Source organism: Salinicola salarius, from assembly GCF_003206135.1.
Classification (GTDB): domain Bacteria; phylum Pseudomonadota; class Gammaproteobacteria; order Pseudomonadales; family Halomonadaceae; genus Salinicola; species Salinicola salarius.
Window position 1 is genome coordinate 12,197 of record NZ_PZJT01000007.1, and the last position, 21,438, is coordinate 33,634.

Genomic DNA, 21,438 nt, shown 5'->3' on the forward strand with positions numbered 1-21,438 from the left:
AAGGGGAGCGATCCATGGCTACCGTTCACTGCTTTGTCTGGGATCGATGGAAAGAGGTCGAGACGGATGCGTTACGTTCGGGGGATATCATTCATCGTGCGGGAGAGCTTTTTCAGATCATTGCTCCCGCCTATGTCGAGAAGGGGAAGCCGCACTTGCCGGCCAGACGGCTGGAACAGGAACCAATCCGCTTGATGGTGGGGGAGTTTGCCGAGGGGCTCGATCATGTCTGCATGGCTATGGATATGACGGGGTCAGGTTTGCGTGAATATGACAATGGCGACGTGCAGCTGCTCGATCTGGAAGCGGGGCCAGGACACATCTGCTCTCCGCGACTCCCTAGGGCCGAACTCGAGCGCTTCTGCGAGGTGCATATCGAGCATTATCAGGCCCATTTCGATGAGCATGAATCCCGGCTTGATCGTGGGGAACGCATTCCGCTTGAGCCCTGGTGGGAAGGAGCCGCTTCATGAGCAGCAATCACCCCCTCGAATCCCTCCTGCGACCCGCCGTCGAGCTGTACACCGTCTGGATCTGCGCCGGCTGCGTCGTCCTGTGCATCTGGGCACCCTGGTCGCTGGCACTGGCGCCCAGTGTTGGCATCACCACGGCAGCGGGCTTTGCCGCGTTCGGCGCCTGGCGCTTTCGTCAGGCATGGGTCGTGCTGCGCTATCGCCGCAACATGCGCCGTCTGCCGCGCTTCGCGTTGCCGGCGCGCAAGGTGCCCTTGAGCCGCCGGAGTTTGTGGCTGGGCAAGGGCTTCAAATGGGATGCCCAGCACACCCAGCGGTTGCATGAAGCGGCTCAGCCGGCTGCCAAGAGCTACGTCCAGCCGAGCCCCTGGTATCAGCGCGCCCGCCGTCTCGAGCAGTCGATGGAGGGCGGAGCGGTCGGCCAACATATCGCCGCGCTGCTGCGCTGGGACTCGATGCTCAATCCGGTGCGGCCGCTACCACCGGTCGGCGGGCGTCCGGCGCTGCATGCCGTCGAGTGGCGAGAGCACGACGTCTGGATGCCGCTCGGTGAGCGGGTGGGGCACACCCTTGTGGAGGGAACGACCCGCGTGGGCAAGACGCGTCTAGCCGAGATTCTGATTACCCAGGACATCCGGCGCGGCGACATCACGATCTGCTTCGATCCCAAGGGGGACGCGGATCTGATGATGCGCATGTACGCCGAGGCCCAGAAGGCTGGACGGGGTGACGAGTTTTACATCTTCCATCTGGGCTGGCCGGAAGTCTCGTGCCGCTACAACGCCGTGGGGCGCTTTTCGCGCCTATCCGAAGTATCGACCCGCGTGACCGGTCAGCTCTCCGGCGAGGGCAACTCTGCCGCGTTTCGCCAGTTCGCCTGGCGTTTCGTCAACATCGTGGCACGCGCCCGGCATGCCCTGGGTGAGCGGCCTAGCTACGGCCAGATCCTGGCTGATGTGGTGAACATCGATGCGCTGTTGATGCAGTACGTCCAGCAGATGCTGGAGCAGCAGCTTCCAGGGTCGAACCAACAGATCACCGACATCGAGGGGAAGACCAACGACAAGAACACGCCGCGTAACCTGCAGGGTCGCCACAAGCGGGTGGTCGCGATCGTTCAGTACCTTCAACAGCCCGATGTCATCGAATCGTTGAGCGACCCCGTGCTCGATGGCTTGCTCTCTGCAGTGCGCTATGACAAGACCTACTTCGACAAGATCGTGGCGTCGCTTCTACCGCTGCTCGAGAAGCTGACTAGCGGCAAGATCGCCGAGCTGCTCTCGCCGGACTACGACGACATCGAGGACGAGCGTCCGATCATCGATTGGCAGCAGATCATTCGCAAGAAGGGAGTGGTCTACGTTGGGCTCGACGCGCTGAGTGATTTTGAGGTCGCTCAGGCGGTGGGCAATTCGATGTTCGCCGACATCGTGTCGGTCGCTGGTCACATTTACAAATTCGGGTCTGAGGATGGCCTGCCCGGGGAGGGTGGGAGCCAGAAGCTGCCGATCAACCTGCACTGCGACGAGTTCAATGAATTGATGGGCGATGAGTTCATCCCCTTGATCAACAAAGGGGGCGGCGCCGGCATCCAGGTGACGGCCTATACCCAGACGCTCTCGGACATCGAAGCGCGGATCGGCTCCACGGCGAAGGCCGGCCAGGTGGTGGGCAACTTCAACAATCTGATCATGTTGAGGGTGCGCGAGGAGCGCACCGCGCGATTGCTGACCGACCAGCTGGCCAAGGTGAACGTCTCGACCCGGCTGATGGTGTCGATGGCCAGTGACAATGCCGACGTGAATAGCGACCAGGACTTCAGCTCCTCGGCAGGTGACCGCATCGGCACCGAGTCCGTTGAGATGCTGACGCCCAACGATGTCATCAATCTCCCCAAGGGGCAGGCCTTCGCACTGCTCGAGGGCGGCCAGCTCTGGAAGATCCGCATGCCGCTACCGTTGCCGGACAAGACCGAGGACGTGCCGAAGGACGTGGCTGACATCGCGGGTCGCATGCGCGCCAAATACGCCACGGGCGATCAGTGGTGGACGGGCGTCATGCCGCCGCCGATCCATATGGATTTCAGCAATCCGCCGAGTCTGCATGAGCCGGTCGAGCGTGATGCCGCCGTGGTGGATGGCGGAGCCGGGGAGGTGAGTCATGGCGAGGGATGAGGCACCGGCTCAGCGGGCCGAGAAGAAGCGCAGCGGGCTCGTTGGTACGTTGTTCAAGCTGCCGTTCACGCTGATATGGATCGTGTTGATCTCGATCATCTGCAGCGTGCTGATCGAGTGGGTCGGCATCTATTTCGAATGGTTCAGTCAGTCAGGCTCCGACCACGCACACCAGACCATGCTCGCCGAGATGGGCTATCTGGATAGCCAGTTCTCCCAGTCGCTGCTGGTGTCGTCCCCTGTCGAGTTTGCCACGATGATCGTAGACACCTGCTATGAATGGATATTCGTGAAATCTGGCATCGCAGGCTGGGTTGAGCAGGGAGCCGATGTCGTGGGTTGGGCGGGGACGCTGAAAACTTACCTGCAGGCGGCCATGTTCGTGACTCTGATGACCCTCACGCGCTGCGTCATTCTGATTCTGACATCGCCGTTGTTCATCATGGCCGCGTTGGTGGGTTTCATCGATGGGCTGGTGAGTCGCGATCTGCGCCGCTTCGGGGCAGGGCGCGAGTCGGCGTTCATCTATCACCACGCCAAGCGCATGGTGACACCGATTTTCCTGACCGGTTGGTTGATCTACCTGTCGCTGCCGTTTTCGATCCACCCAAACCTGTTTTTGCTCCCCTGCGCCCTGCTGTTTGGGCTGATGATTGCCATCGCGACCTCGAGCTTCAAAAAGTACCTCTGAACCAATAGCCCTCGTTCATCGCCCGACGCCACCTGGTGGATCGGGCGCCTCTTGCGCCTTCAAGAATACCCCGCTGTTTCGCTTAACGTTTTGAGCTGATCCCCGAGTGCGTTGCCTCGACCATGAACCCATGTCGTCACCACTCACGACGGGACTCAACCATGACGGTGCGCCAACGCTTTTCCTTTCCCACGCTGTTCACGAGCCTCCTGTTCGCCAGCAGCTACAGCTTCGTATGTCCTGCGCAAGCGAGTGATATCGATGAGATCCAGCGCCGGGACCTGGCACTGATCCAGACCCAAATCGAGCAGATCAAGGTCGTGGTCGATCGCATCGACGCTAGGCAGCAGAACGCGGATCCCGAATCCACGCGGATCTACTTCGACATCCCTCGACTACGCAGTGACCTGCAGTCCATCACCAGCGGTATCGATGCCTACCTCGCACCGGATCGCCTGCTGCCGCGACAACCCCAGCCGCTCGACGGTGATTATCTCGACGACCGGGGGCAGTAGTGGAAGCGTTCGAGGCGGGGTCCGGCATGGGCGATCAGGAGTTGTCCTGGCTCATCGCCGGTGTGGGATGTGTGGCCATTTTGCTGTGTGCGGGGTGGATTCTCATGTCGGCCTACCGCGGTTGGGTCAAGGGACGTGTAGACGGAGACGTCGTGGCCACCGTTGCAGTCAAGTCAGTGCTGCTGATCCTGCTTTTTTTCTGGCTGTTTCTGTCCTGACGGAAATTGCCAAACCTGACCCTCGTCATGAGGGCATGCAGAAGCCCCAACTGGGGTAAAAGCCAAGTCGGCAAACCATCTCAAGAGGAAGCCATCATGTCGCTGCAATCACTGTTCCAACGGTTTGGCGGTGGGTTCAACCGCACCTGCCAAAAATTCGTCGTGTTGGCCAGCACGGCGGTACCGGGTCTCGCCCTGGCCGATCTCCCGACACTCGAGGAGCCGACGCAGGGCGGTGGAGGGATTCGTTCCACCGCCCAGGGATACATGTACGACGGCTTCGTGCTCGCTGGTTTGCTGCTATGCACCGCCGCTTTCATCTGGGTCGGCATCGGCTGCCTGGCGTCGTTCAACGAAGGGCGACAGCGCGGCGAGTGGACCAAATTCGGTGTGACCGCCTTCATCGGCGTCGTGCTGATCCTGGTCATCATCTGGCTGAGCACTGAAGCCGCACCGATCCTGGCTCAGTGAGGGGGCGTCATGGCAAGCATCGATTTCCTGCCGAAACGGATCAACGACGCCCCGGTGGTTTTTCGGGGCATGACGTTACGGGAAGTCTGCATCATGGCGGTGGCGGGCTTCGTCGGCGGCATGCTTCCGGGCATCGTCCTGGCGTTCGTGTTCGGGATGCCTGCCATGGCACCTACCGTTGCCGTGGCGGTCATGGCACTCGCCCTGGTCGTCGGCGGCACTGTCATGCGTCGGCTACGACGTGGCCGTCCTCCCTCACTGCTCTATCGCCAGATCCTCTATCGATTCGCCGTCTACGGCATCAACCTCGGCGGTGAAACGCTCATCACTCGCTCAAGCCCCTATCGCCTTGGGCGTGAGCCCCGGAGTCAAGGAGAACTGCGATGAGTCGCCTACGTAACGCACTGGGGGCACGTGACGCCCACATCACCACGCTGCGCGGCATCATCATCGTCCTGGTCTTGCTTTCCGCCGGGCTGGGCTTCGGGTGGTACAGCGCCCCGAAGGATCTGACCATCTCGATTCCACCGGATTTGCGCACGGGCTCGACTCAGAAGTGGTGGGAAAAGCCCCCCTCCGCCGTCTATGCCTTCACCACTTACGTCTGGCAGCAGATCAACCGCTGGCCGTCCAATGGTGAGGCGGATTACAAGCGCAACCTCTACGCCTACTCACCGTTCTTGACGCCCTCCTGCCAGGCCGAGCTCGAAGAAGACTATCGCTATCGCAAGCAGCGCAACGAGCTGGATCAACGGGAGCGGAGCGTCTTCGAAATTCCCGGTCGTGGTTTCAGTAACGAGCAGTCAGGACCTGGCTCAGTGGAAGTCGTCTCTCGGGATCAATGGATCGTGAACCTGGATCTCGCCGTCAAGGAAACCTACGCCGGCACGCCCGTGCGCGACGTCTACATGCGCTTTCCCATCAGAGTCGTACGTGCCGAGGGCGATCCACAGAACAACAAGTGGGGCATGCAGATCGACTGCCTTGCCCGCCCGGCCCAGCGGCTGGAAATTCCACAGCAGGAGGGTGAGTCATGAATCGCCTCAAGGCGTCATTGTTGAGAGGCGGCCTGTGCGCCTCGCTGTTGAGTGCGGCGCTCCAGGCCCATGCCGTGGAGATTCTGCACTGGGACCGCAAGCCCCTCGACGTCGACCTGCCGGTCGGTACCGAGAGAGTCATCGTGCTCGATCGCAACGTGCGTGTGGGTCTTCCGCGTGAAATCGCCGATCCCGACACGCTGCGTGTGCAGAGCGCGGGTGGGGCGATCTACCTCAAGGCCGGTCAGGCGTTCGATACTCAGCGTGTGCGGATTCAGGACGTCGAGACCAATGAAGTCGTGCTGTTCGATCTCACCGCCAAGGAGAGCGGGGCAAGCGACGAGGACATCAAGGTGGTTTTCCCGGATGACAACGCCGGGGCTGCCACGAGTAGCGCTGAGGCTGAACCCGATAACGAGGGTGGCGGGCGTGATCGCACCGAATCGTCTGCCGGTGGGACGCCCGTGCCGGTCGTGTTGACCCGTTTCGCCGCCCAGTCACTCTACGCGCCCACGCGAACGATCGAGCCTGTGAGGGGCCTCAACCGGGTCGCGATGCAACTGCCGGACAGCATGCCGTCACTGTTGCCCTCGCTACCTGTCTCAGCGACTCCGGTGGCCGCATGGAAACTCGATGGCTGGACCGTGACGGCGGTGAAACTCACCAACCGAGATCCCGCCCGGACCTTCGAGCTGGATCCGCGCTGGCTGCAGGGCGATCTCTATAGCGCCACTTTCATGCATCCCACGCTGGGCCCTAGAGGCAGCGTGGCGGATACCACCACCGTCTTCATTGTGACCAATGGCCTGTCCCTGGCAAAGGCACTGCCGCTGTCGCAGGGGGGTGACTCATGAAACTGCAGGGCAACGCGCTTCTCAAGGTTGGTGTCCCCGTTCTGGTCGTCGGGATGATCCTGATCGTCATCAAGAGCTGTAGCAGTGGCGGCGAGGAGGCAGGGCAAAATCAACAGCAGGCTGCGCAGGACGATACCCGCACGCTGTCACAGGACGAGATGGATGCCCTCGGCATCAGTGGTGACTCGTCACAGGACACCGTAGCCACTCTGGTGGGCAAGATGAATGCCTGGGAGCGTCAGCGACAACGTGACCAGGAAAGAATGGAGAGCCTGGTCGAGGAGAACAATCGTCTCGCCGAGCGTGCTTCCAACGTCAACCGATCGGTGAATGAGGCGATTCAGCAGGAGCGTGAGCGTCAACAACGGGCGCGCGAGCAGAGCGAACAGTCCTTGCTGTCACGCTTCGAGAATCGCCTGGACCGTCTGGTGCCGGCAGACAAGGACAGCAGCGGCAATGATGGCCAGTCCGGCAACGACGACATGCCGATCGGCCTGGGGCTCGAGGGCGGCGGTGGTCCATCTGGGAGCTACTCGGGCGGTGGCAATCTCGCCTGGGTCGAGCCGATGGATCGCCGTCAGGAGGAGGGGCGCTCGAGTCGTAGCAGTCGCGATGATGGCCCGGCGTTCCCAACCTCTTTCAAGGCTGCCGCTGACACGGCAGGAGACCTGGCTTCCCGGGCATCGAGCGCCGCTGAATCGCGAGTGACCGGTGAGCCGGATGCATCGACAGTGGAGCCGGTCTATACGATCCCGGAGAACTCGACGCTTATGGGCTCGCTCGCGATGACGGCGCTGCTGGGTCGAGTGCCGGTCGACGGCACGGTCAGCGATCCCTACCCGTTCAAGGTGATGATCGGCAAGGACAACCTCACGGCCAACGGCATCGAGCTGCCTGAAGTTCGAGCTGCCGTCGCCAGCGGTACCGCAACTGGGGATTGGACCCTCTCCTGTGTGCGCGGAAACATCACCAGTCTCACCTTCGTTTTCGAGGACGGCACGATCCGCACCGTGCCGTCGCCTGACGACGTCAACCAGAACGGTGGTGACAGTAACGGCGGCAGCAACCAGAACCAGTCCATTGGTGGTGGCAATGCCATCGGCTGGATCAGCGACCAGGCAGGTCTGCCCTGTATCAGCGGCATGCGGCGCAGTAACGCGCAGCAGTATCTCGGCACCCAGGGCCTGCTGACGGCCGCCGGCGCCAGCGCGGCGACGATGCTCTCCGATGATGATTCAACCTCGATCACTTCATTCGGCAGCGACGGTTCGATCTCGCAGGCCATGAGCGGCAATCAGGCCGTGGGGCAGATCCTGAGTCAGGGGGTCAACGATATGAGCGAGTGGGTCAATAAGCTCTATGGCGAGGCCTTCGCGGCGGTTTACGTGCCGCCGGGTCAAAACGTGGCCATCCACATCAACAAGCAGCTGCCGATCGATTACGAGACCGAAGGGAGGAAGGTGCGCTATGACACGTCAACCGCAACCACAGTCGGGCTCGACTGAAGAGCGCGCGGTCGCGCGCGTCTCGATCGCCGCCCTTGCCCTGGTCGGCCTGGGGCTGATATCGGGCTGTGCGACTTCCAAGGATGAGTTGATGCCGACCAACGGCATGACCATGCAGGAGTTATGGGAGCAGGGGTCCAGCGAGCAGAGTGGCCCAACGGCCACCGGCAGCACCGGTCAGCAGGCGGTCGAGGCGGCAAGAGGATCGTTGCGCCGTCCGATCACGTCGGGCGAGATGGTGGACGAGCGCACACGCTACACCCGAGAGGCGGCCAACGAGATTCATAGCCAGTTTTCGCGCCTGCCCAACCCGGATCTCGTGATCTACATCTACCCGCACCTCGCCGGCGACAAGAGCGTGCCGGTGCCCGGTTATTCGACGGTCTTTCCGCTGTACCAGAAGCCGCAATATGCGATGCCTGGCGAGGGTGCGCGACCGGCAGGGAGGACGCGTTGATGTCCTCGTTCAATGCTTTCATGAATCGCCTGTTCCCACCCAAGGGAAACCAGGTAAACCAGGTAAACCCGGAAGAAGAGCTGGAAGAGGCTCCAGAGGGTCGTCAGGAAACCCTTAACGAACGGGCGCTCCTGACCGATGAAACCGGTCGGCCCATGCCGTTGCCGCGCGGCAAGATGCCCAGCCTCGGCGACATTCGGCGTCAGTATGAGCGCGCGCCATCCTTCGCCAGTCGGCTGCCCTGGTCGGAGTACCTGCCCGAATCGGGCTGTTTCCTGCTCGAGGATGGCGTCTCGCTGGGGATTGTTGCCGAAATCACCCCCGCACCCTCGGAAGGCCGTTCGCTCGAGGCGCTGGAGGCCGTGCGCGATCAGATCGAAGCGGCGCTGCAGGACAGCCTTCCGGAGCTGGATGCCAATCAATGGGTGGTCCAGCTCTACACCAAGGACGACACCGACCCTCGGGAAGACCTGCAGCGCATTCGTGACGCGATCCCGGAGGATCTTCGGGACACCGAATACACGAAAGCGTGGCTGGCCAGCATGGAGGCTCATTTCAAGGCGATCTCTCGTCCGGACGGTCTGTTCGAAGATGACATCATCACCCAGACCGCCTGGCGCGGTCAGACGCGGCGTACGCGGCTGGTGCTGTATCGCTGGGCCAGCCGGAAGAACAAGGCAAAACTCGGTGAGCAGCGATCGCGGCTCTCGCCGGAGGCACTGCTCAACCATGTCTACGGCAAGCTGGAGTCAAAGCTGGCCAGCGCCGGACTGCCAGTGCGGCGCTATGACGGTCGTGATTTCCACCGGTGGATGATGCCGCGCTTCAACCCGCGCCCGGCGTTCTCACCGGACGACCCCCAGCGTTTCTACGACGTGTTCGACTATCCGGGTGACGATCCCGACATCCAGCTTTGGTCCTACGACCTGGCCGAGGGAATGCTGGCAAGCTCCCCACGCGCGGACGCGGGATCCGGACTCTGGTATTTCGACGGTGAGCCCCAGCGCGTCATTCCGGTCGAGGAACTGCGCAAGGTCCCCAAGGTGGGCCACCTGACCGCCGAGATTTCGCGCGGCCAGACCTCGATCCGCAACGCCACGTTCGACGTGCTACCACTGGGCGTCGAGGCCTGCATGACGATCGTGGCCATCCCTCAGGAGCCCCTGGAAAGCCACATTGATCAGCTGGCTAAGAAGGCGGTCGGCGACAGCGTACTGGCGGTGAACGTCCGTGAGGATTGCCAACAGGCTCGGAAGTATCTTGGCAAGGATCACAAGATGTACCAGTCGGCGCTGGCGTTCTTCGTCAGCGGCCACGATGAGGCGGATCTGGATCGCCGTGTCATGGATCTGACGACCCAGCTCAGCACCGCCGACCTCAAGCCCGTCGAACCCGAAAACGAGGTGGCCGCGCTCAATACCTATCTGCGCTGGCTGCCGATGAACTTCGACCCCGAGATCGATCGCAATAACCGGTGGTACACCCGATTCAACTTCGTGCAGCACCTGGCCAACCTGGCACCCCTCTACGGACGTGCCCGGGGCACGGGACATCCCGGCATCAGCTTATTCAATCGCGGGGGCGAGTCACTGACGTTCGACCCGCTCAATAAGCTGGATCGTAAGCAGAACGCTCACATGTTCGTGTTCGGCCCGACCGGCGCCGGCAAGTCGGCAACTCTTAACTCGATGCTGGGGCAGGTGGTGGCGATGCGCCGGCCGCGCCTGTTCATCATCGAGAAGGGCAATAGCTTCGGACTGCTCGCCGACTATTTCGAGCGCATGGGGCTGTCGGTGAACAAGGTCAAGCTCGCCCCGGGAGCGAATGCCAAGCTCCCTCCCTTCGCGGACGCCCATCGCTTGCTGGATCCTGAAATGCGCGAGCGCCGTGTGGTGCGCGATCGCCAGGACTATGGGGAGTCTCCGGACGACCCGGCCGCAACGCCAGATGATCTGCTCGAGGCGATTGGCACGGACGAGTCCGACGAGGAGGACGTCGAGCGCGACCTGCTGGGCGAGATGGAGATGATGGCGCGCCTGATGATCACCGGCGGTGATCCCAAGGAGGAAGCCGACTACCGGCGCGCCGATAATCGGATGGTGCGCGATGCCGTGATGATCGCCGCCGAGAAGTCTTTCGAGGAGGGGCGTCAGTGCCTCTCCGAGGACGTTCGCCAGGCGTTCTACACGCTTTCTCGGGACGAAAATCTACCCGAGGGTCGCCGTAACCGCGCCTACATGATGGGCGAGGGGATCGGCATGTTCTGTGATGGATTCGACGGACAGGTCTTCAACCAGCCCGGTGAAGCCTGGCCGGAGTGCGACGTCACCATCATCGATCTGGCGCACTACGCCAACCCCGGCTATGAGGCACAGCTGGCCCTGTCGGTGATGTCGATCACCAACATGATCACCACCATGGCGGAACGCGATCAGTACAGCGGCCGTCCCATCATCCAGGTCATTGACGAGTGCCACCTATTGACGGCGAACCCCCTTCTCGCGCCGTTTCTGGTCGGCGTGGCCAAGATGGGGCGCAAGCTCAACCACTGGCTCTGGCTGGCGACTCAGAACGTCAAGGACTTTCCCGACGTCTCGGCCAAGATGCTCAACATGATGGAGTGGTGGTTGCTGCTCAACATGCCGCCCAACGAGATCGCTGAGGTTGGCCGATTCAAGACCCTGACCGACGATCAACGTCTGCTGGTCGAGTCGGCGACCAAGGCGTCGGGCAAGTACACCGAAGGCGTGGTGCTGGGCGGCCGACTGCAGTCGCTGTTCCGTGTCGTGCCGCCCAGTCTCTATCTATCGCTGGCCGGCACCGAGCCGGAGGAGAAAGCGGAGCGGGCAGCGATCATGCGCGAGCATGGCTGCACCGAACTCGATGCGGCCATCATGGTTGCCGAGAAACTGGATCGGCTTCGTGGCCTGGAGACGGCGGCTTCGGGAGAGTCCACGCATGGCTGAGATGTTGGTCCTCATCACGGCGGTGCTGGTGATCGTCGTCTTCACGCTGTGGCAGCTCAAACGGCTGGTATCCGGGGTGCGTCGTTACCCCTACATCCCTAAGGAACGGCTCAACACCCCAACCGAGCAGGCTTTCTATGCCGCCGTCCAGCGGGCCGCCGGCTCGTCGGCCCTGATTGCCTGCAAAGTCCGGATCGCTGACGTGCTGCAGGTGCGCTTTCGCAAGCGGCATCGCCGCGATCAGCGGTGGTGGCGCTACTTCCGGCTGATCAGCGCCAAGCATGTCGATCTCGTGGTGTGCGAGCCACGCGGTGGGCGAATTCTCGCCGCGATCGAACTCGATGACCGCAGTCATCGCCGTCGCGATCGTAAGCGGCGTGATCGTTTCGTTGACGACGCCTTCGCGTCGGCGGGCGTGCCGCTGTTGCGTTTCCCGGCCAGCGGTCGTTATGACGCGCGGGATATTCAGGAGCGTCTGATGCCTTACCTCACGACCCCGAAAGAAGGATCGGTTACATGCCACAACTCCAGATCGACGACGCGGTGAGCACGATGAACCTCGACGCGAGAGCGCGCACGCTGCATCTACTCCCGGTCCTGCAGGTCGATCCCTTCGATGGTGTCGCGCTCGAGGACATCACCCTGTCGGTATCGGCGAGCTGGCTCGACACTCCCGTCATTCCTGCGACGGGCTGGACACTTCGTCAGCCGTATCCCAATCGACTGTATTTCGTGGGGGGCTCCGACGACTGCCACCTGGGTCACTTCATCACGCTGCAAGGGGGGCAGAAGGCTGGCGAAGTCACCTTTCACTGGAGCGTAGACGTCTCAGCGTTGCCGCCCGGTCACTTCCAGATCACGCACCGGCTCGGCCTGGTGTTCGAGGAGGGGAGTGGAAACACCTGGTCGATGGACGTCGCCAACTGGTGGGCGCAGAGCGAATTCGCCACTGAGGGGCACGCCACGCCCGAGATCGGGCGTAATCGGTTTTCTCGTCTCAAGCGACAGGGCTTTTCGCCGAGCCGACGTGCCCACGTCAGCGAAGCATTGCGGGATGGCTGTCGCTACCTGGATATCCACGAGTCACTCGAACTGCCGGCGATCACCCTGGGGGATTGCTGGACCATTGATACCTACGGCGGAGACACCGTTCATGAATGCCTGGAGGCGCTGAGATGAAAGCTCACAACTTGCTTTACGCTGTCGGTCTGACCCTGATGATGCCCGTATCGGCGCAGGCCACCGGTATTCCGGTTCCTGATGTGCCGGACACGCCCCCTCCCGCTGCGCTGCAAGACCTGACAATCAACGGCCAGCCCGTGACGACGGACTCCGTCCGGCGGGTCGATCTGGATGGACCAATCTACGAGGTGCGGCTGCGAAACGGTGACACGTTCTACAGCGACGCTCAGGGACGTCACATGGTCGTGGGGAGTCTTTACGACAACGGTCCCGATGGACTCATCAACGTCACAGAGCAGCACGACCGTCAGGATCGGCTGGACCAGCTGAGTGCCATTCCGGAGGGGGGCACGGTGGATTATCCCGCCCAGGGCGAGGAGATCGGACGCATCACCGTCTTCACCGATACGACCTGCCCCTACTGCCAGAAGCTGCATCAGGAGATCGATCAGCTGACACAAGCCGGCGTCACCGTGCGCTACGTGCCGTTTCCTCGTGCCGGCAGCCACTCTCCGGCGGCCAATCAACTGGCTCAGGTACTTTGTTCAGAATCATCTACCGATGCCATGACACAGGCATTTCATGGCCAAGCTCTTACGTCCAGACCGTCGAAGAGTTGTCAGTCAGCCGTCGATGACGGGGTTGCGCTGGGACATCGTTTTGGGGTGCAGGGTACTCCGACGATCATCTTGCCCAATGGTGAGATGGGGGAGGGCTACGTGCCCGCGCAGCAGTTGATCGAGGCGATCAGGAGATCCAACTCATGAACCCGATGCGACAGCGGCAGATTTTTACTGAAGCCATGCAGTTTGCCATCGATGATGATGAGCCGGCCACGTTTCTAAGGTTGTGGCTCGAGGGTGACTGGGATTCGCTTGAGCGCGAGTGGCCTGGTTATTCGATACCTCTTGAGCTGAGACAAGGTCATCAGCCTTACCATCAAAGTATCAATGCCTGTTCGAGCGGAGTCGTGAGCAGCTCCGAGCCTCTGGATAAATGGTTGGACAATCAGCGCGGGATCATCAATGACGCGGGTACTTTTCATGCTGGTGTTCTATGGCCATATCGAGCCAGCGAGCAGTATCTGGCTCTCGACCTAATTGGAAGCGATCAGGAGCTGAATGTCACGATAGCGATCACCGGTCGCCTGAAGCTACCCAAGTCCATTCGATGCGATCCTTTAATTGAGGTGTCTGACGCAGTCGATGCTCATTACTTGGCCTCACTGATCGCACATGAATTGGATATCACACTGAGTTACTGCTCTTTGTCGGGCCCTCTGAGCAGAGACAGGCTTTTGAGGTCGTCGACTACCAGCGAAAAAGATTCGTGCTCGGCACTAAAAGTCAGATGGCCTAATGCATAAATTGTGAAATAGCGCCGTTTCTCTGGCTCCTTCAGGATCTCCTCGAAGTAGTTGCTGTGCCGTGCTTCCTCAACAAGGCGTGGAGAAACGTAGAGTGTTACTGGATAATGTTCGCGCTCTATGCCTTCTCTGCGATGAACCAGCTTGTCATAAAAGCGAAACTCGACACCTTTTCCCCAGCGGCGAATGAACCGTGCTCCACCAAATATCACTCTCTGGCGAGTTTCCAGCGAGCAGAAGCGGAGGGGCTTGAAGTAATCCACCAACCGAATTTGGCCCATGCCGACGACATGAAGTTGTATGGACCGTAGTTCGTCGGATGTAAGACGCTTTCGAGCCTGTCGATAAGAGGTAACTAGTCGATCCAGAACGGTGGTCGAGCGCATCCCTGGCTCGTGGTGTCGTTGAGATGGCGCCCGGTGGGTGTTTCGCCTTGATTCGTCCGTTGAAGGATCAGTACTTCTGCTGTTACCCGCTACATCTTTCCCCGCTTCCGAACCGGGTGGCGTAAACCGCTCGATAAAATCACTTACCTTGGCTTTGGCGACACGTTGACGAAAATCATCGTCTGACTCGCCATCACCCTGAATAGGCGCGACGTCCTCAGCTTCCCAAGGGCACCCTTGAACATGCACATCCCTTGATTTACGGAAGTGTGGATCCTTGAAAACCTCGGTGTCTTCCAGAGGCCGGTAATCATTTACTCCAAAAACCCGGACACCGGATCGACGACAATCTGGGTTCGTGCAGAGGTAGTGGAAGCGCTCGCGGTTTTCCCCACTCAATGACAGATATTCGAACCGCGCCTCGTCGACGGTGACGATGCGGGCAAGCTCTAAACAGAAGGCATGGGTGATGGTTGTCACTGCTGTCTTTTGCCGATGAGGGTTCAGCCAAAACCCTATCCGATCGGCTTAACATTCTCTACTGCCCCATGGCCTCCCACCCGGTACACCTGTGTGCTGATACCGCCGTGGGAGCCCGTCCATGTCCATCTTCCCTCAGTTGCGGCCACTTGCCGTGCTGTCATCGCTCTGCCTGCTGGCTTGGGGTCAGGCCGCTGTCGCCGGCGTCGAGGTGTTTACGATTGCGGGTGAGCCAGTCGTCAACGTGCCCAGCGCTGCCGCCGTGGTCGAACTGGATGCGCCGGCGCGTCTCGACGCTCGGCTGTCACAGGATCTTCCCGCTGATCCGTCACGTGCCAAGCAGATGCTGCAATCGCGCATGAACGACCCTGAGTGGCAGCGGACGCTGCAGGACTATGGCCAGCTCTATCAGGGGGTGGCTCGTGCCTGGATGCTGGGCATCGAGAGAGTACCAGCCGTGGTGGTCGACAGCCAGTACGTGGTGTACGGCGAGCCGGACATCTCACGCGCGCTCGAGGAGATCGAACAGGCGAGGGGAGAGCAACCATGAAGCGTTCTCTCACGACATTGCCTGTTGCCGTTGCCTTCGCGCTGATTGTCGGGCTGGCCAGCATGACGAGCGCCCCCCGAGCGCAGGCGATCACGACGCCGGAGATCCTCCAGTCGTCGATGAGTACCCAGTGCCTTGACTACCAGGTCATCGGCATGTGCGCCTGGCTCTACTGTTCGGCCTGGGGTTGCACAGTACGAACCTCGATCCGGGTGAAGCACTACATCCCCGAACTGGTCGTCAGCGCCTACGAGAACACCGGTGAGAATCCCTGGGCCGAGATCGCGATGCTGTCTCCCCCGACGGGTGACGCCCTGGGCGGTGGATCCGCGCGCGAGTCCGTCGCGCAGCAGCATTCGAACACGCATTTCAAGAACGTCGACGCGATCGGCCATCCCTCGGAGCTGTTCTATCGTTTCGCCAGCGGCTTCGGCTGGTTCTGTGAGAGCAACTCGCAACCGCTGATGCCGTACTTCATCTCAACCCTCGATGCGCTGGCCTGGCGCTCTGGCGTGCCGGAGATGGCCTACCCCGAAGCGCTGACACCGGGGATGCGAGAGATGGGCAGCATGGGCGATCTGTGGAGCCCGATCTATCCGCGCAGTGGCTTCGTCTCCCAGACCCACGACTACAAGGTTGCGGCGACGGCGGCACAGCGTGCTGCCGACGTCGTGACGCGCAGCGGACAGCCTCACGTCTATCAGCCCCTCATCGCCCGGGATTCCGAGAGCAACGGCATTTGGGGGCCGGATCCGGTCAAGGAGGGTGATGCCGAGACCCACGAGTGGCAGGAGCTGGCACCCAACATGCGCATGTCCTGCTCGACCTTTCCCGACGGTGGCGAGAACGATCAGCTGCAGGAACCGGGCGACTACGCCTGGGCGCTGTGGCGGCCCTATCGCTGTTGCAAGAAACGCGGCCAGGAATTGCTGTACTTCACCGGAGAGTAAGCCATGAAACGAACCCTAATTCCGCTGACCCTCTCGGTAGCTCTCGCGACACCGCTGCTGGCTCAGGCGCAGTCCGCGGACAGCCTCTATTACGACATCGGGGGTGCCGCCCCGTTTGGTGCCTCTGCAGGGCTGGGACATGGCCCCAGAGTGCAGGGACTCGGTGTCAGCTGGGACGTCAATGCCACCTGCGGCAATTTTGACGTGGGATCGACGGTGAGTAACCAGCTCAACGGCGTCACCAACGGCTTCCAGAACATGATGGGCAGCGTGGTCTCCAATGCGACTGGCGCGGTGGCCAGCCTGCCCGCGATGATCATCCAGCGCTCCAATCCTGCGCTTTACGACCTGCTGACCAACGGCGTCATGCAGGGGCGGCTCGATTTCGACAAGTCGAAGCTCTCCTGCCAGCGCATGTCCGAGCAGCTGGCCGATGCCACGATCGGTGGCCAGATGCAGCAAGCGGCGATGGCAGAGAATTGGCAGGACATTGCGGCCGGCAACACGGATGCCGTCTCAGCCCAGGAGCAAGCCGAAGCCCAGGCTGGCAACGCTGGCCGGACTTGGGTCGGCGGGCAGAAGCGTGGCGGCAGTGGTCAGCAGCCGATGAGGGTGGTCGAGGACACGGCCAAGGCCGGGTACAACCTGCTGTACGGTCGCACCGATCCCACGAGTGACGAGTCAGTATCCGGTGGGGGCGACGGCTGGGGATCGGTGGCGACCTCGAGCGGGGATTGGGTCGGCGGTGGTGGCATCGCCGGCGGCAATGGCGGTTCAGGTGGTAGCGGTAACGACTGTCAGGGCGGCATGTGTACCGTTTGGGGATCGCCCTCCGCCGCCGCCGAGTGGACCAGGAAGATCGTCGGCGATACCGAGCTGCGCTCCTGCGACGGCTGCGAGAAATCCGAGACCATCGCCGGTACCGGGCTGATCCGAGAACTCGAGGACGAGCAGAGCGATATTCACGAGACGCTGGTCGGCATGCTCAACGGTGGCGAGATCACCCAGTCGAAGCTCAACGACGTCTCCGCCGGCAATGGCCTGGCCGTATCGCGCGGCGTGATCGAGGCCATGCGTAGCGATCCCCAGGGGCCGCTGCTGGCCCAACGCCTCTCAAGCGAGATGGCGCTGGCTCGCACCCTGACCAAGGCCATGTGGGCACGACGCGCGCTGATCGCGGGCTCCAGTGATCCCGGCATCGAAGGTAATCCCGAGGGCATGACCGCGCTGGACCGCAAGGTCGATGCCTTCAACCGCGACATCGAACTGCTACAGAGCGAGATGGAGATCCGCAAATCGCTGTCGAGCAACGCGGCTATGCAGGCACTGCGTCGCGCGGCCAATCGATCCATGGGATCCAGTCCGGACGAGACCACTCTCCCGTCCCCGGTGCTCGATGAGCGCGGCCAGCCGCTGCAGGGAGGTGAGTGATGCGCCCGACAAAACTGATCGACCCTCGTCGGTGGCCATCCCCCGTGGTGTTCGTGGTCGCCTTGATCGGTGTATTCCTGCTCAGCGGCGTGGTCGTGTCGCTGGCCATTCAGTTGATGGGGAGTCGTGAAGCTTTTGCCGCGGCCAAGCAGGCCGCGCTGCCATGGCTCTTTCTATGGCGCTGGGCGTGCTATGCCGCACTCATCCTGGCCTGGTTGAAACTCTGGAAGCCGCGTGTCCTGGCTCGTCTCGGTGAGGATCGGGATGGAGGGGAGGCGGCGCGTGAGCGTCTCAAGCGTCTCGAGAGCCTGACGTTGGTCGTCATGGTCGGCATCGAGCTGTTCAACGTGCTCGACTGGCTGGGAGGTAGATCATGAGCGCGGAGCTGAACGTCAGCGACTACTTCGAGATGGTCATGCTGATGATCGGCTGGGTCGTGAACAACGCCCTGTGGTCATCGCTGATGCAGACCGGCCTGGCGCTGGTTCCGTTTGTTGCACTGATCGTATCAGAGTGGTTCAAGGTGCGTCAGGAAGGGGAGGACGAGGGTAACAAGGGCGTGCTGTTGATCGCGCGCATCGAGACCCGGCTCTACGCCATGGTCATCTGTTATGTCTTCACGTGCGTGCCGATGATGAGTCTGTCGTTCAACCCGGTGAACGCCGTCGAGCGGACCAACGGCAGTGGTCAGTCCTGCAGTGTCGCTGTCATTGGTCAGGGACAGTGGGGGAGCAACACTCTCAACTCGATCGACGGCCAGTCCGCCGAGATCCCTCTCTGGTGGGCACTCGTGCATGCCGTTTCGAAGGGTGTCACCAACGTTGCCGTCTCGAGCATTCCCTGCAGCCCGGATCTACAGGCCATTACCTCCGAGATCGATGCGCAGGAGATCACCGACCCCGGACTCAAGCGGGAACTGGGCGAGTTCCAGCAACAGTGCTATGGAGCGGCGCGAAATTTGCTGTTCCAGCAAGGTGGCTCGATCGAGGCGCTCGAAGCCCAAGACGTCGATTGGCTCGGCAGCGAGTACTTCCTCGATACCCCCGGCTACTACGACTCGTTCTATGCCGGCCGGCCGATCGCGGGCTTCCCCTACGATGCCAATCGCGACCAGGCACGTCCTGGCACTGGCCCTGGGCGCCCCGGGTATCCGAGCTGCCGGCAGTGGTGGGAGAACGGCGAGAGCGGCCTTTACGCCCGTCTGCATGATCAGGTCGATCCGGGTATCTGGGATGGCGTCCGCTCGATCTTTTCGTCCACGGATGCCGAGGGAGAGGTCATTCGGCGTCTGATCAGTCAGCGCGCCGGATCCGCCAATGGCAATCAGGACATCGCTGTCACCGGCTATGGCAATCTGGATGGCACGAGCATCGAGGATGGGCTGTCCATGGTCGCCGGTGGTGTGGGCGGCGCTATGGGCGCAGTGCTGGGCAAGGCCGGCATGGACATGCTCAAGCGCGCGCTGCCTATGGTGCAGTACATTCTGATCATGGCGGTGGTGATCTGTCTGCCGTTCGTGATGACGATCTCCGGCTACTCGTTCAAGGTGGCTGGCACTGCGAGTTTCGGGCTGTTTGCGCTATGGTTCCTGACCTTCTGGTGGGAGCTGGCACGCTGGATCAACGCAAACCTGATCAATCTGCTCTACAGCTCGGACGCCGCCAAGATGTCGTTCGTCGCAGCGGCGCAGAACGGCTATGACAAGCTGGTGCTGATCTTCGTTGAGTGGGCGACGTTCTTGATCTTGCCGGGGATCTGGGTTGCAGCGCTTGGTTGGGCGGGGATGAAAGTTGGTGAGGGAGTTGGTAAGTCACTAACCACTGGAACCGCTGGTGCGAAAGGCGCTGGAGACAAAGCGAGTAGCACTGCTGAGAAAGTTGCTACTAAAGGCCGTTGAGGTTACGGCTCTCTGACACAGCTTGAATAAGGGCTGGTACAGTATGGCCCTTATTCATTATCCAAGTTGTAACCGCCCTGATAGTAGCCAGGACCATCTGGACCGAAAGTGTGAAAGCCATCTTCAACGTCCAGTGGGCCACTCCAAACGTGGTCTTTGTCGTGTCCCGACACGTTATCGACCGCAGCTTTGCCAATAAATGTCGCTGCCAGTCCGGCTGTTCCCGCTACCGCCACCTTGCCTGTGATCTTGCCGAGGTCCCACGCGAGCTTCGCGGTAGCCTTGCGGCCTTTGGCGGTAGTGACGAGTTCTGTGAGCTTCATGGGCCATCTCCCATGCACTGATGCGGAGTATGGATTCAGACTACCCCGGGTGATAATGAACGGCAAGGCCTAATCGGCCTCGACCGCAATGTCAACCGAGACTGCTGTGGCAGGCACCAGATCCGTCCCGACGGCCCTTAGGCATCGGCCAAGACTCCAGAGATTAGGGTTTGTTGTCCACCTCGACAACTATAGGATCTTGATCCTGGGATACTCAAAGTTTATATTTGTGTCTGTAGATCAGGAGGCAAACATGATAGCCGTAGAGAATCTGGCCAACGACAAGGCGCGCAACACTTCAGGACTACGCGCTGCGGTGAAGATACTGGAAAAATGGGGTGCCACCCAGGACCAGGGTTCTGAGGTCCTGCGTATTTCTCGCAGCACCTACAACCGCGCAAAACGCGCCGGCCAGGATTGGCAGGTGAACATCGATCCTGATCAGCTGACGCGGGTCAGTCTGGTGCTGAATATCCACGCTGCGCTGAGGACGTTATTCGAGAACCCAGCCAACGTGTATGGCTTTGTGAACATGCCCAACCACAACCCTGGCTTCAACGGCCTCACCCCCTTGGAGTCGATGACTCGCGCCGGTCTTCCGGGGCTTTACGAGACCTTCAAGCGCATCGACGGCCTGCGGGGCGCCCAGTGGTAAGACTTGAAGAGATACCACGACTGCCTGCAGAGACTCGCCGAGCGCATCGACTGGTCAACTCCAAGTTTCCACCGATCAGCCTGTTCGATGACGTGGCCGACGAGAAAGAGTTCGACGCGCTGCATCAGCTCCAGGCGCTCACCAACCCTCGGCTGCAGGCTGAGACAGGCGATCTCGGACTCATCGACCGAGAAGACATTCCTTTCGGCATAGCGGGCTGCTCCTACGCGGTTGCTCCGTTCACCCACCTCAATACCAGCGGTTCGCGATTCAGCGACGGGAGCTTCGGAGTGCTGTACCTGGCTGACTGCCTGGATACGGCCATCGCCGAGGTTCGCCATCACCAGGAGGTCTACTGGCACAACGTGCCTGATCTAGACTTTGACCGCTTCGTATTCCGTGAACTGGTTTGCGAGTTCTCTGAGGCTGAACTTCTAGACCTCTGTCAATTACCGTTGGGCGATCCCATTTTTGCTCCGAACGACTACACCGCCAGTCGTGCGCTTGGCGCCGCAGCCAGCGCGCATAAGGTCCCTGGCATCAGGTACCCCTCCGTTAGGCAAGAGGGCGCACGGTGCTGGGGCCTCATGACCCCGCGCTATGTTCGCTCGATCGTGCAGTCCTCCCATCTTGAGATGATCTGGAACCAGGGAGTCACAGCGGTCAATATCGTAAGTCAGCCCTGAGGCAGTACCCCCCGAGGAAAGGATAAAGGGCTTCAAGCAAAGGGATGGAAGGGAAGGGTGAGTAAGGGGAAGGGGGTTATCCAGTTGTTTGGACAGGGCAACCCCAAAGGGCCGGGCGAGGGAAAGGGCCAAAGGGCGGCTCCATGGGTAGTCGCTACTGAGTGTCTTCCA

At 61.2% G+C, this 21,438-nt stretch carries 24 protein-coding genes; 22 read left to right on the forward strand and 2 right to left on the reverse strand.

Translation table 11 applies throughout. The features are described 5' to 3' along the window. Window positions 1–14: 14 nt before the first annotated feature. The 15 genes from DOM32_RS08890 (at window position 15) to DOM32_RS08955 (ending at window position 13,310) form a co-directional block, all read left to right on the forward strand. Window positions 15–473: a hypothetical protein gene (locus DOM32_RS08890; RefSeq protein ID WP_110633485.1), complete on the forward strand. Its 459-nt coding sequence runs from the start codon at window positions 15–17 to the stop codon at window positions 471–473. Beyond that, window positions 470–2,647, forward strand: a complete 2,178-nt coding sequence (gene traD, locus DOM32_RS08895; protein ID WP_110633488.1) for a type IV conjugative transfer system coupling protein TraD — start codon at window positions 470–472, stop codon at window positions 2,645–2,647. The genes DOM32_RS08890 and traD overlap by 4 nt, the downstream gene beginning before the upstream one ends. After that, complete coding sequence (locus DOM32_RS08900; protein ID WP_110633491.1) at window positions 2,634–3,338, forward strand: TIGR03747 family integrating conjugative element membrane protein; 705 nt, start codon at window positions 2,634–2,636, stop codon at window positions 3,336–3,338. The genes traD and DOM32_RS08900 overlap by 14 nt, the downstream gene beginning before the upstream one ends. Before the next feature lie 161 nt (window positions 3,339–3,499). Further along, window positions 3,500–3,853: an integrative conjugative element protein, RAQPRD family gene (locus tag DOM32_RS08905; RefSeq protein ID WP_071232238.1), complete on the forward strand. Its 354-nt coding sequence runs from the start codon at window positions 3,500–3,502 to the stop codon at window positions 3,851–3,853. Continuing rightward, a complete protein-coding gene (locus DOM32_RS08910; protein WP_071232239.1) occupies window positions 3,853–4,071 on the forward strand; it encodes a TIGR03758 family integrating conjugative element protein in 219 nt (72 codons plus the stop codon). The genes DOM32_RS08905 and DOM32_RS08910 overlap by 1 nt, the downstream gene beginning before the upstream one ends. Window positions 4,072–4,167: 96 nt before the next feature. Beyond that, the gene (locus tag DOM32_RS08915) at window positions 4,168–4,542 is read left to right on the forward strand and encodes a TIGR03745 family integrating conjugative element membrane protein (RefSeq protein ID WP_157957050.1); all 375 of its coding nucleotides are present in this window, start codon (window positions 4,168–4,170) and stop codon (window positions 4,540–4,542) included. A gap of 9 nt (window positions 4,543–4,551) precedes the next feature. Further along, complete coding sequence (locus DOM32_RS08920) at window positions 4,552–4,929, forward strand: TIGR03750 family conjugal transfer protein (RefSeq protein ID WP_071232241.1); 378 nt, start codon at window positions 4,552–4,554, stop codon at window positions 4,927–4,929. Further along, window positions 4,926–5,579, forward strand: coding sequence for a PFL_4703 family integrating conjugative element protein (locus DOM32_RS08925; protein ID WP_110633497.1), 654 nt, complete (start codon window positions 4,926–4,928; stop codon window positions 5,577–5,579). The genes DOM32_RS08920 and DOM32_RS08925 overlap by 4 nt, the downstream gene beginning before the upstream one ends. After that, the gene (locus tag DOM32_RS08930) at window positions 5,576–6,433 is read left to right on the forward strand and encodes a TIGR03749 family integrating conjugative element protein (protein ID WP_110633500.1); all 858 of its coding nucleotides are present in this window, start codon (window positions 5,576–5,578) and stop codon (window positions 6,431–6,433) included. Before DOM32_RS08925 ends, DOM32_RS08930 begins: the two co-directional genes overlap by 4 nt. Then, a complete protein-coding gene (locus DOM32_RS08935; RefSeq protein WP_478013357.1) occupies window positions 6,430–7,938 on the forward strand; it encodes a TIGR03752 family integrating conjugative element protein in 1,509 nt (502 codons plus the stop codon). Before DOM32_RS08930 ends, DOM32_RS08935 begins: the two co-directional genes overlap by 4 nt. Continuing rightward, window positions 7,901–8,395 (forward strand): TIGR03751 family conjugal transfer lipoprotein, encoded by a 495-nt coding sequence (locus DOM32_RS08940; RefSeq protein WP_110633503.1) that lies wholly within the window; start codon window positions 7,901–7,903, stop codon window positions 8,393–8,395. Before DOM32_RS08935 ends, DOM32_RS08940 begins: the two co-directional genes overlap by 38 nt. Then, window positions 8,395–11,361 (forward strand): conjugative transfer ATPase, encoded by a 2,967-nt coding sequence (locus tag DOM32_RS08945; RefSeq protein WP_110633506.1) that lies wholly within the window; start codon window positions 8,395–8,397, stop codon window positions 11,359–11,361. Before DOM32_RS08940 ends, DOM32_RS08945 begins: the two co-directional genes overlap by 1 nt. Then, window positions 11,354–11,908 (forward strand): DUF2726 domain-containing protein, encoded by a 555-nt coding sequence (locus tag DOM32_RS08950; protein WP_157957051.1) that lies wholly within the window; start codon window positions 11,354–11,356, stop codon window positions 11,906–11,908. The genes DOM32_RS08945 and DOM32_RS08950 overlap by 8 nt, the downstream gene beginning before the upstream one ends. Continuing rightward, on the forward strand, window positions 11,878–12,540 hold the full coding sequence (locus DOM32_RS17755; protein WP_157957052.1) for a hypothetical protein: 663 nt from the start codon (window positions 11,878–11,880) through the stop codon (window positions 12,538–12,540). Before DOM32_RS08950 ends, DOM32_RS17755 begins: the two co-directional genes overlap by 31 nt. Beyond that, entirely contained in the window at window positions 12,537–13,310 is a 774-nt protein-coding gene (locus DOM32_RS08955; protein WP_167400658.1) for a DsbC family protein, read from the forward strand. Before DOM32_RS17755 ends, DOM32_RS08955 begins: the two co-directional genes overlap by 4 nt. A gap of 490 nt (window positions 13,311–13,800) precedes the next feature. On the opposite strand, the gene DOM32_RS17760 is transcribed toward DOM32_RS08955, so the two are convergent. Then, window positions 13,801–14,775, reverse strand: a complete 975-nt coding sequence (locus tag DOM32_RS17760) for a hypothetical protein (RefSeq protein ID WP_157957053.1) — start codon at window positions 14,773–14,775, stop codon at window positions 13,801–13,803. A gap of 121 nt (window positions 14,776–14,896) precedes the next feature. Here DOM32_RS17760 and DOM32_RS08970 point away from each other — a divergent pair, with 121 nt between their 5' ends. The 5 genes from DOM32_RS08970 to DOM32_RS08990 are packed head-to-tail and all read left to right on the forward strand — an operon-like array spanning window position 14,897 to window position 19,603. Next, window positions 14,897–15,325: a TIGR03757 family integrating conjugative element protein gene (locus DOM32_RS08970; RefSeq protein WP_110633521.1), complete on the forward strand. Its 429-nt coding sequence runs from the start codon at window positions 14,897–14,899 to the stop codon at window positions 15,323–15,325. Next, a complete protein-coding gene (locus DOM32_RS08975; RefSeq protein WP_110633524.1) occupies window positions 15,322–16,275 on the forward strand; it encodes a TIGR03756 family integrating conjugative element protein in 954 nt (317 codons plus the stop codon). Before DOM32_RS08970 ends, DOM32_RS08975 begins: the two co-directional genes overlap by 4 nt. Before the next feature lie 3 nt (window positions 16,276–16,278). After that, complete coding sequence (locus DOM32_RS08980) at window positions 16,279–17,706, forward strand: hypothetical protein (RefSeq protein ID WP_208625350.1); 1,428 nt, start codon at window positions 16,279–16,281, stop codon at window positions 17,704–17,706. Then, entirely contained in the window at window positions 17,706–18,083 is a 378-nt protein-coding gene (locus DOM32_RS08985) for a hypothetical protein (protein WP_110633527.1), read from the forward strand. Before DOM32_RS08980 ends, DOM32_RS08985 begins: the two co-directional genes overlap by 1 nt. Continuing rightward, window positions 18,080–19,603, forward strand: a complete 1,524-nt coding sequence (locus DOM32_RS08990) for a conjugal transfer protein TraG N-terminal domain-containing protein (protein WP_110633530.1) — start codon at window positions 18,080–18,082, stop codon at window positions 19,601–19,603. Before DOM32_RS08985 ends, DOM32_RS08990 begins: the two co-directional genes overlap by 4 nt. A 50-nt stretch (window positions 19,604–19,653) precedes the next feature. On the opposite strand, the gene DOM32_RS08995 is transcribed toward DOM32_RS08990, so the two are convergent. After that, complete coding sequence (locus tag DOM32_RS08995; protein WP_110633533.1) at window positions 19,654–19,926, reverse strand: hypothetical protein; 273 nt, start codon at window positions 19,924–19,926, stop codon at window positions 19,654–19,656. 253 nt (window positions 19,927–20,179) lie between these two features. Here DOM32_RS08995 and DOM32_RS09000 point away from each other — a divergent pair, with 253 nt between their 5' ends. Then, window positions 20,180–20,581, forward strand: a complete 402-nt coding sequence (locus tag DOM32_RS09000) for an antitoxin Xre-like helix-turn-helix domain-containing protein (protein ID WP_110633662.1) — start codon at window positions 20,180–20,182, stop codon at window positions 20,579–20,581. Continuing rightward, window positions 20,575–21,267: an RES family NAD+ phosphorylase gene (locus DOM32_RS09005; protein ID WP_110633536.1), complete on the forward strand. Its 693-nt coding sequence runs from the start codon at window positions 20,575–20,577 to the stop codon at window positions 21,265–21,267. Before DOM32_RS09000 ends, DOM32_RS09005 begins: the two co-directional genes overlap by 7 nt. Window positions 21,268–21,438: the final 171 nt, after the last annotated feature.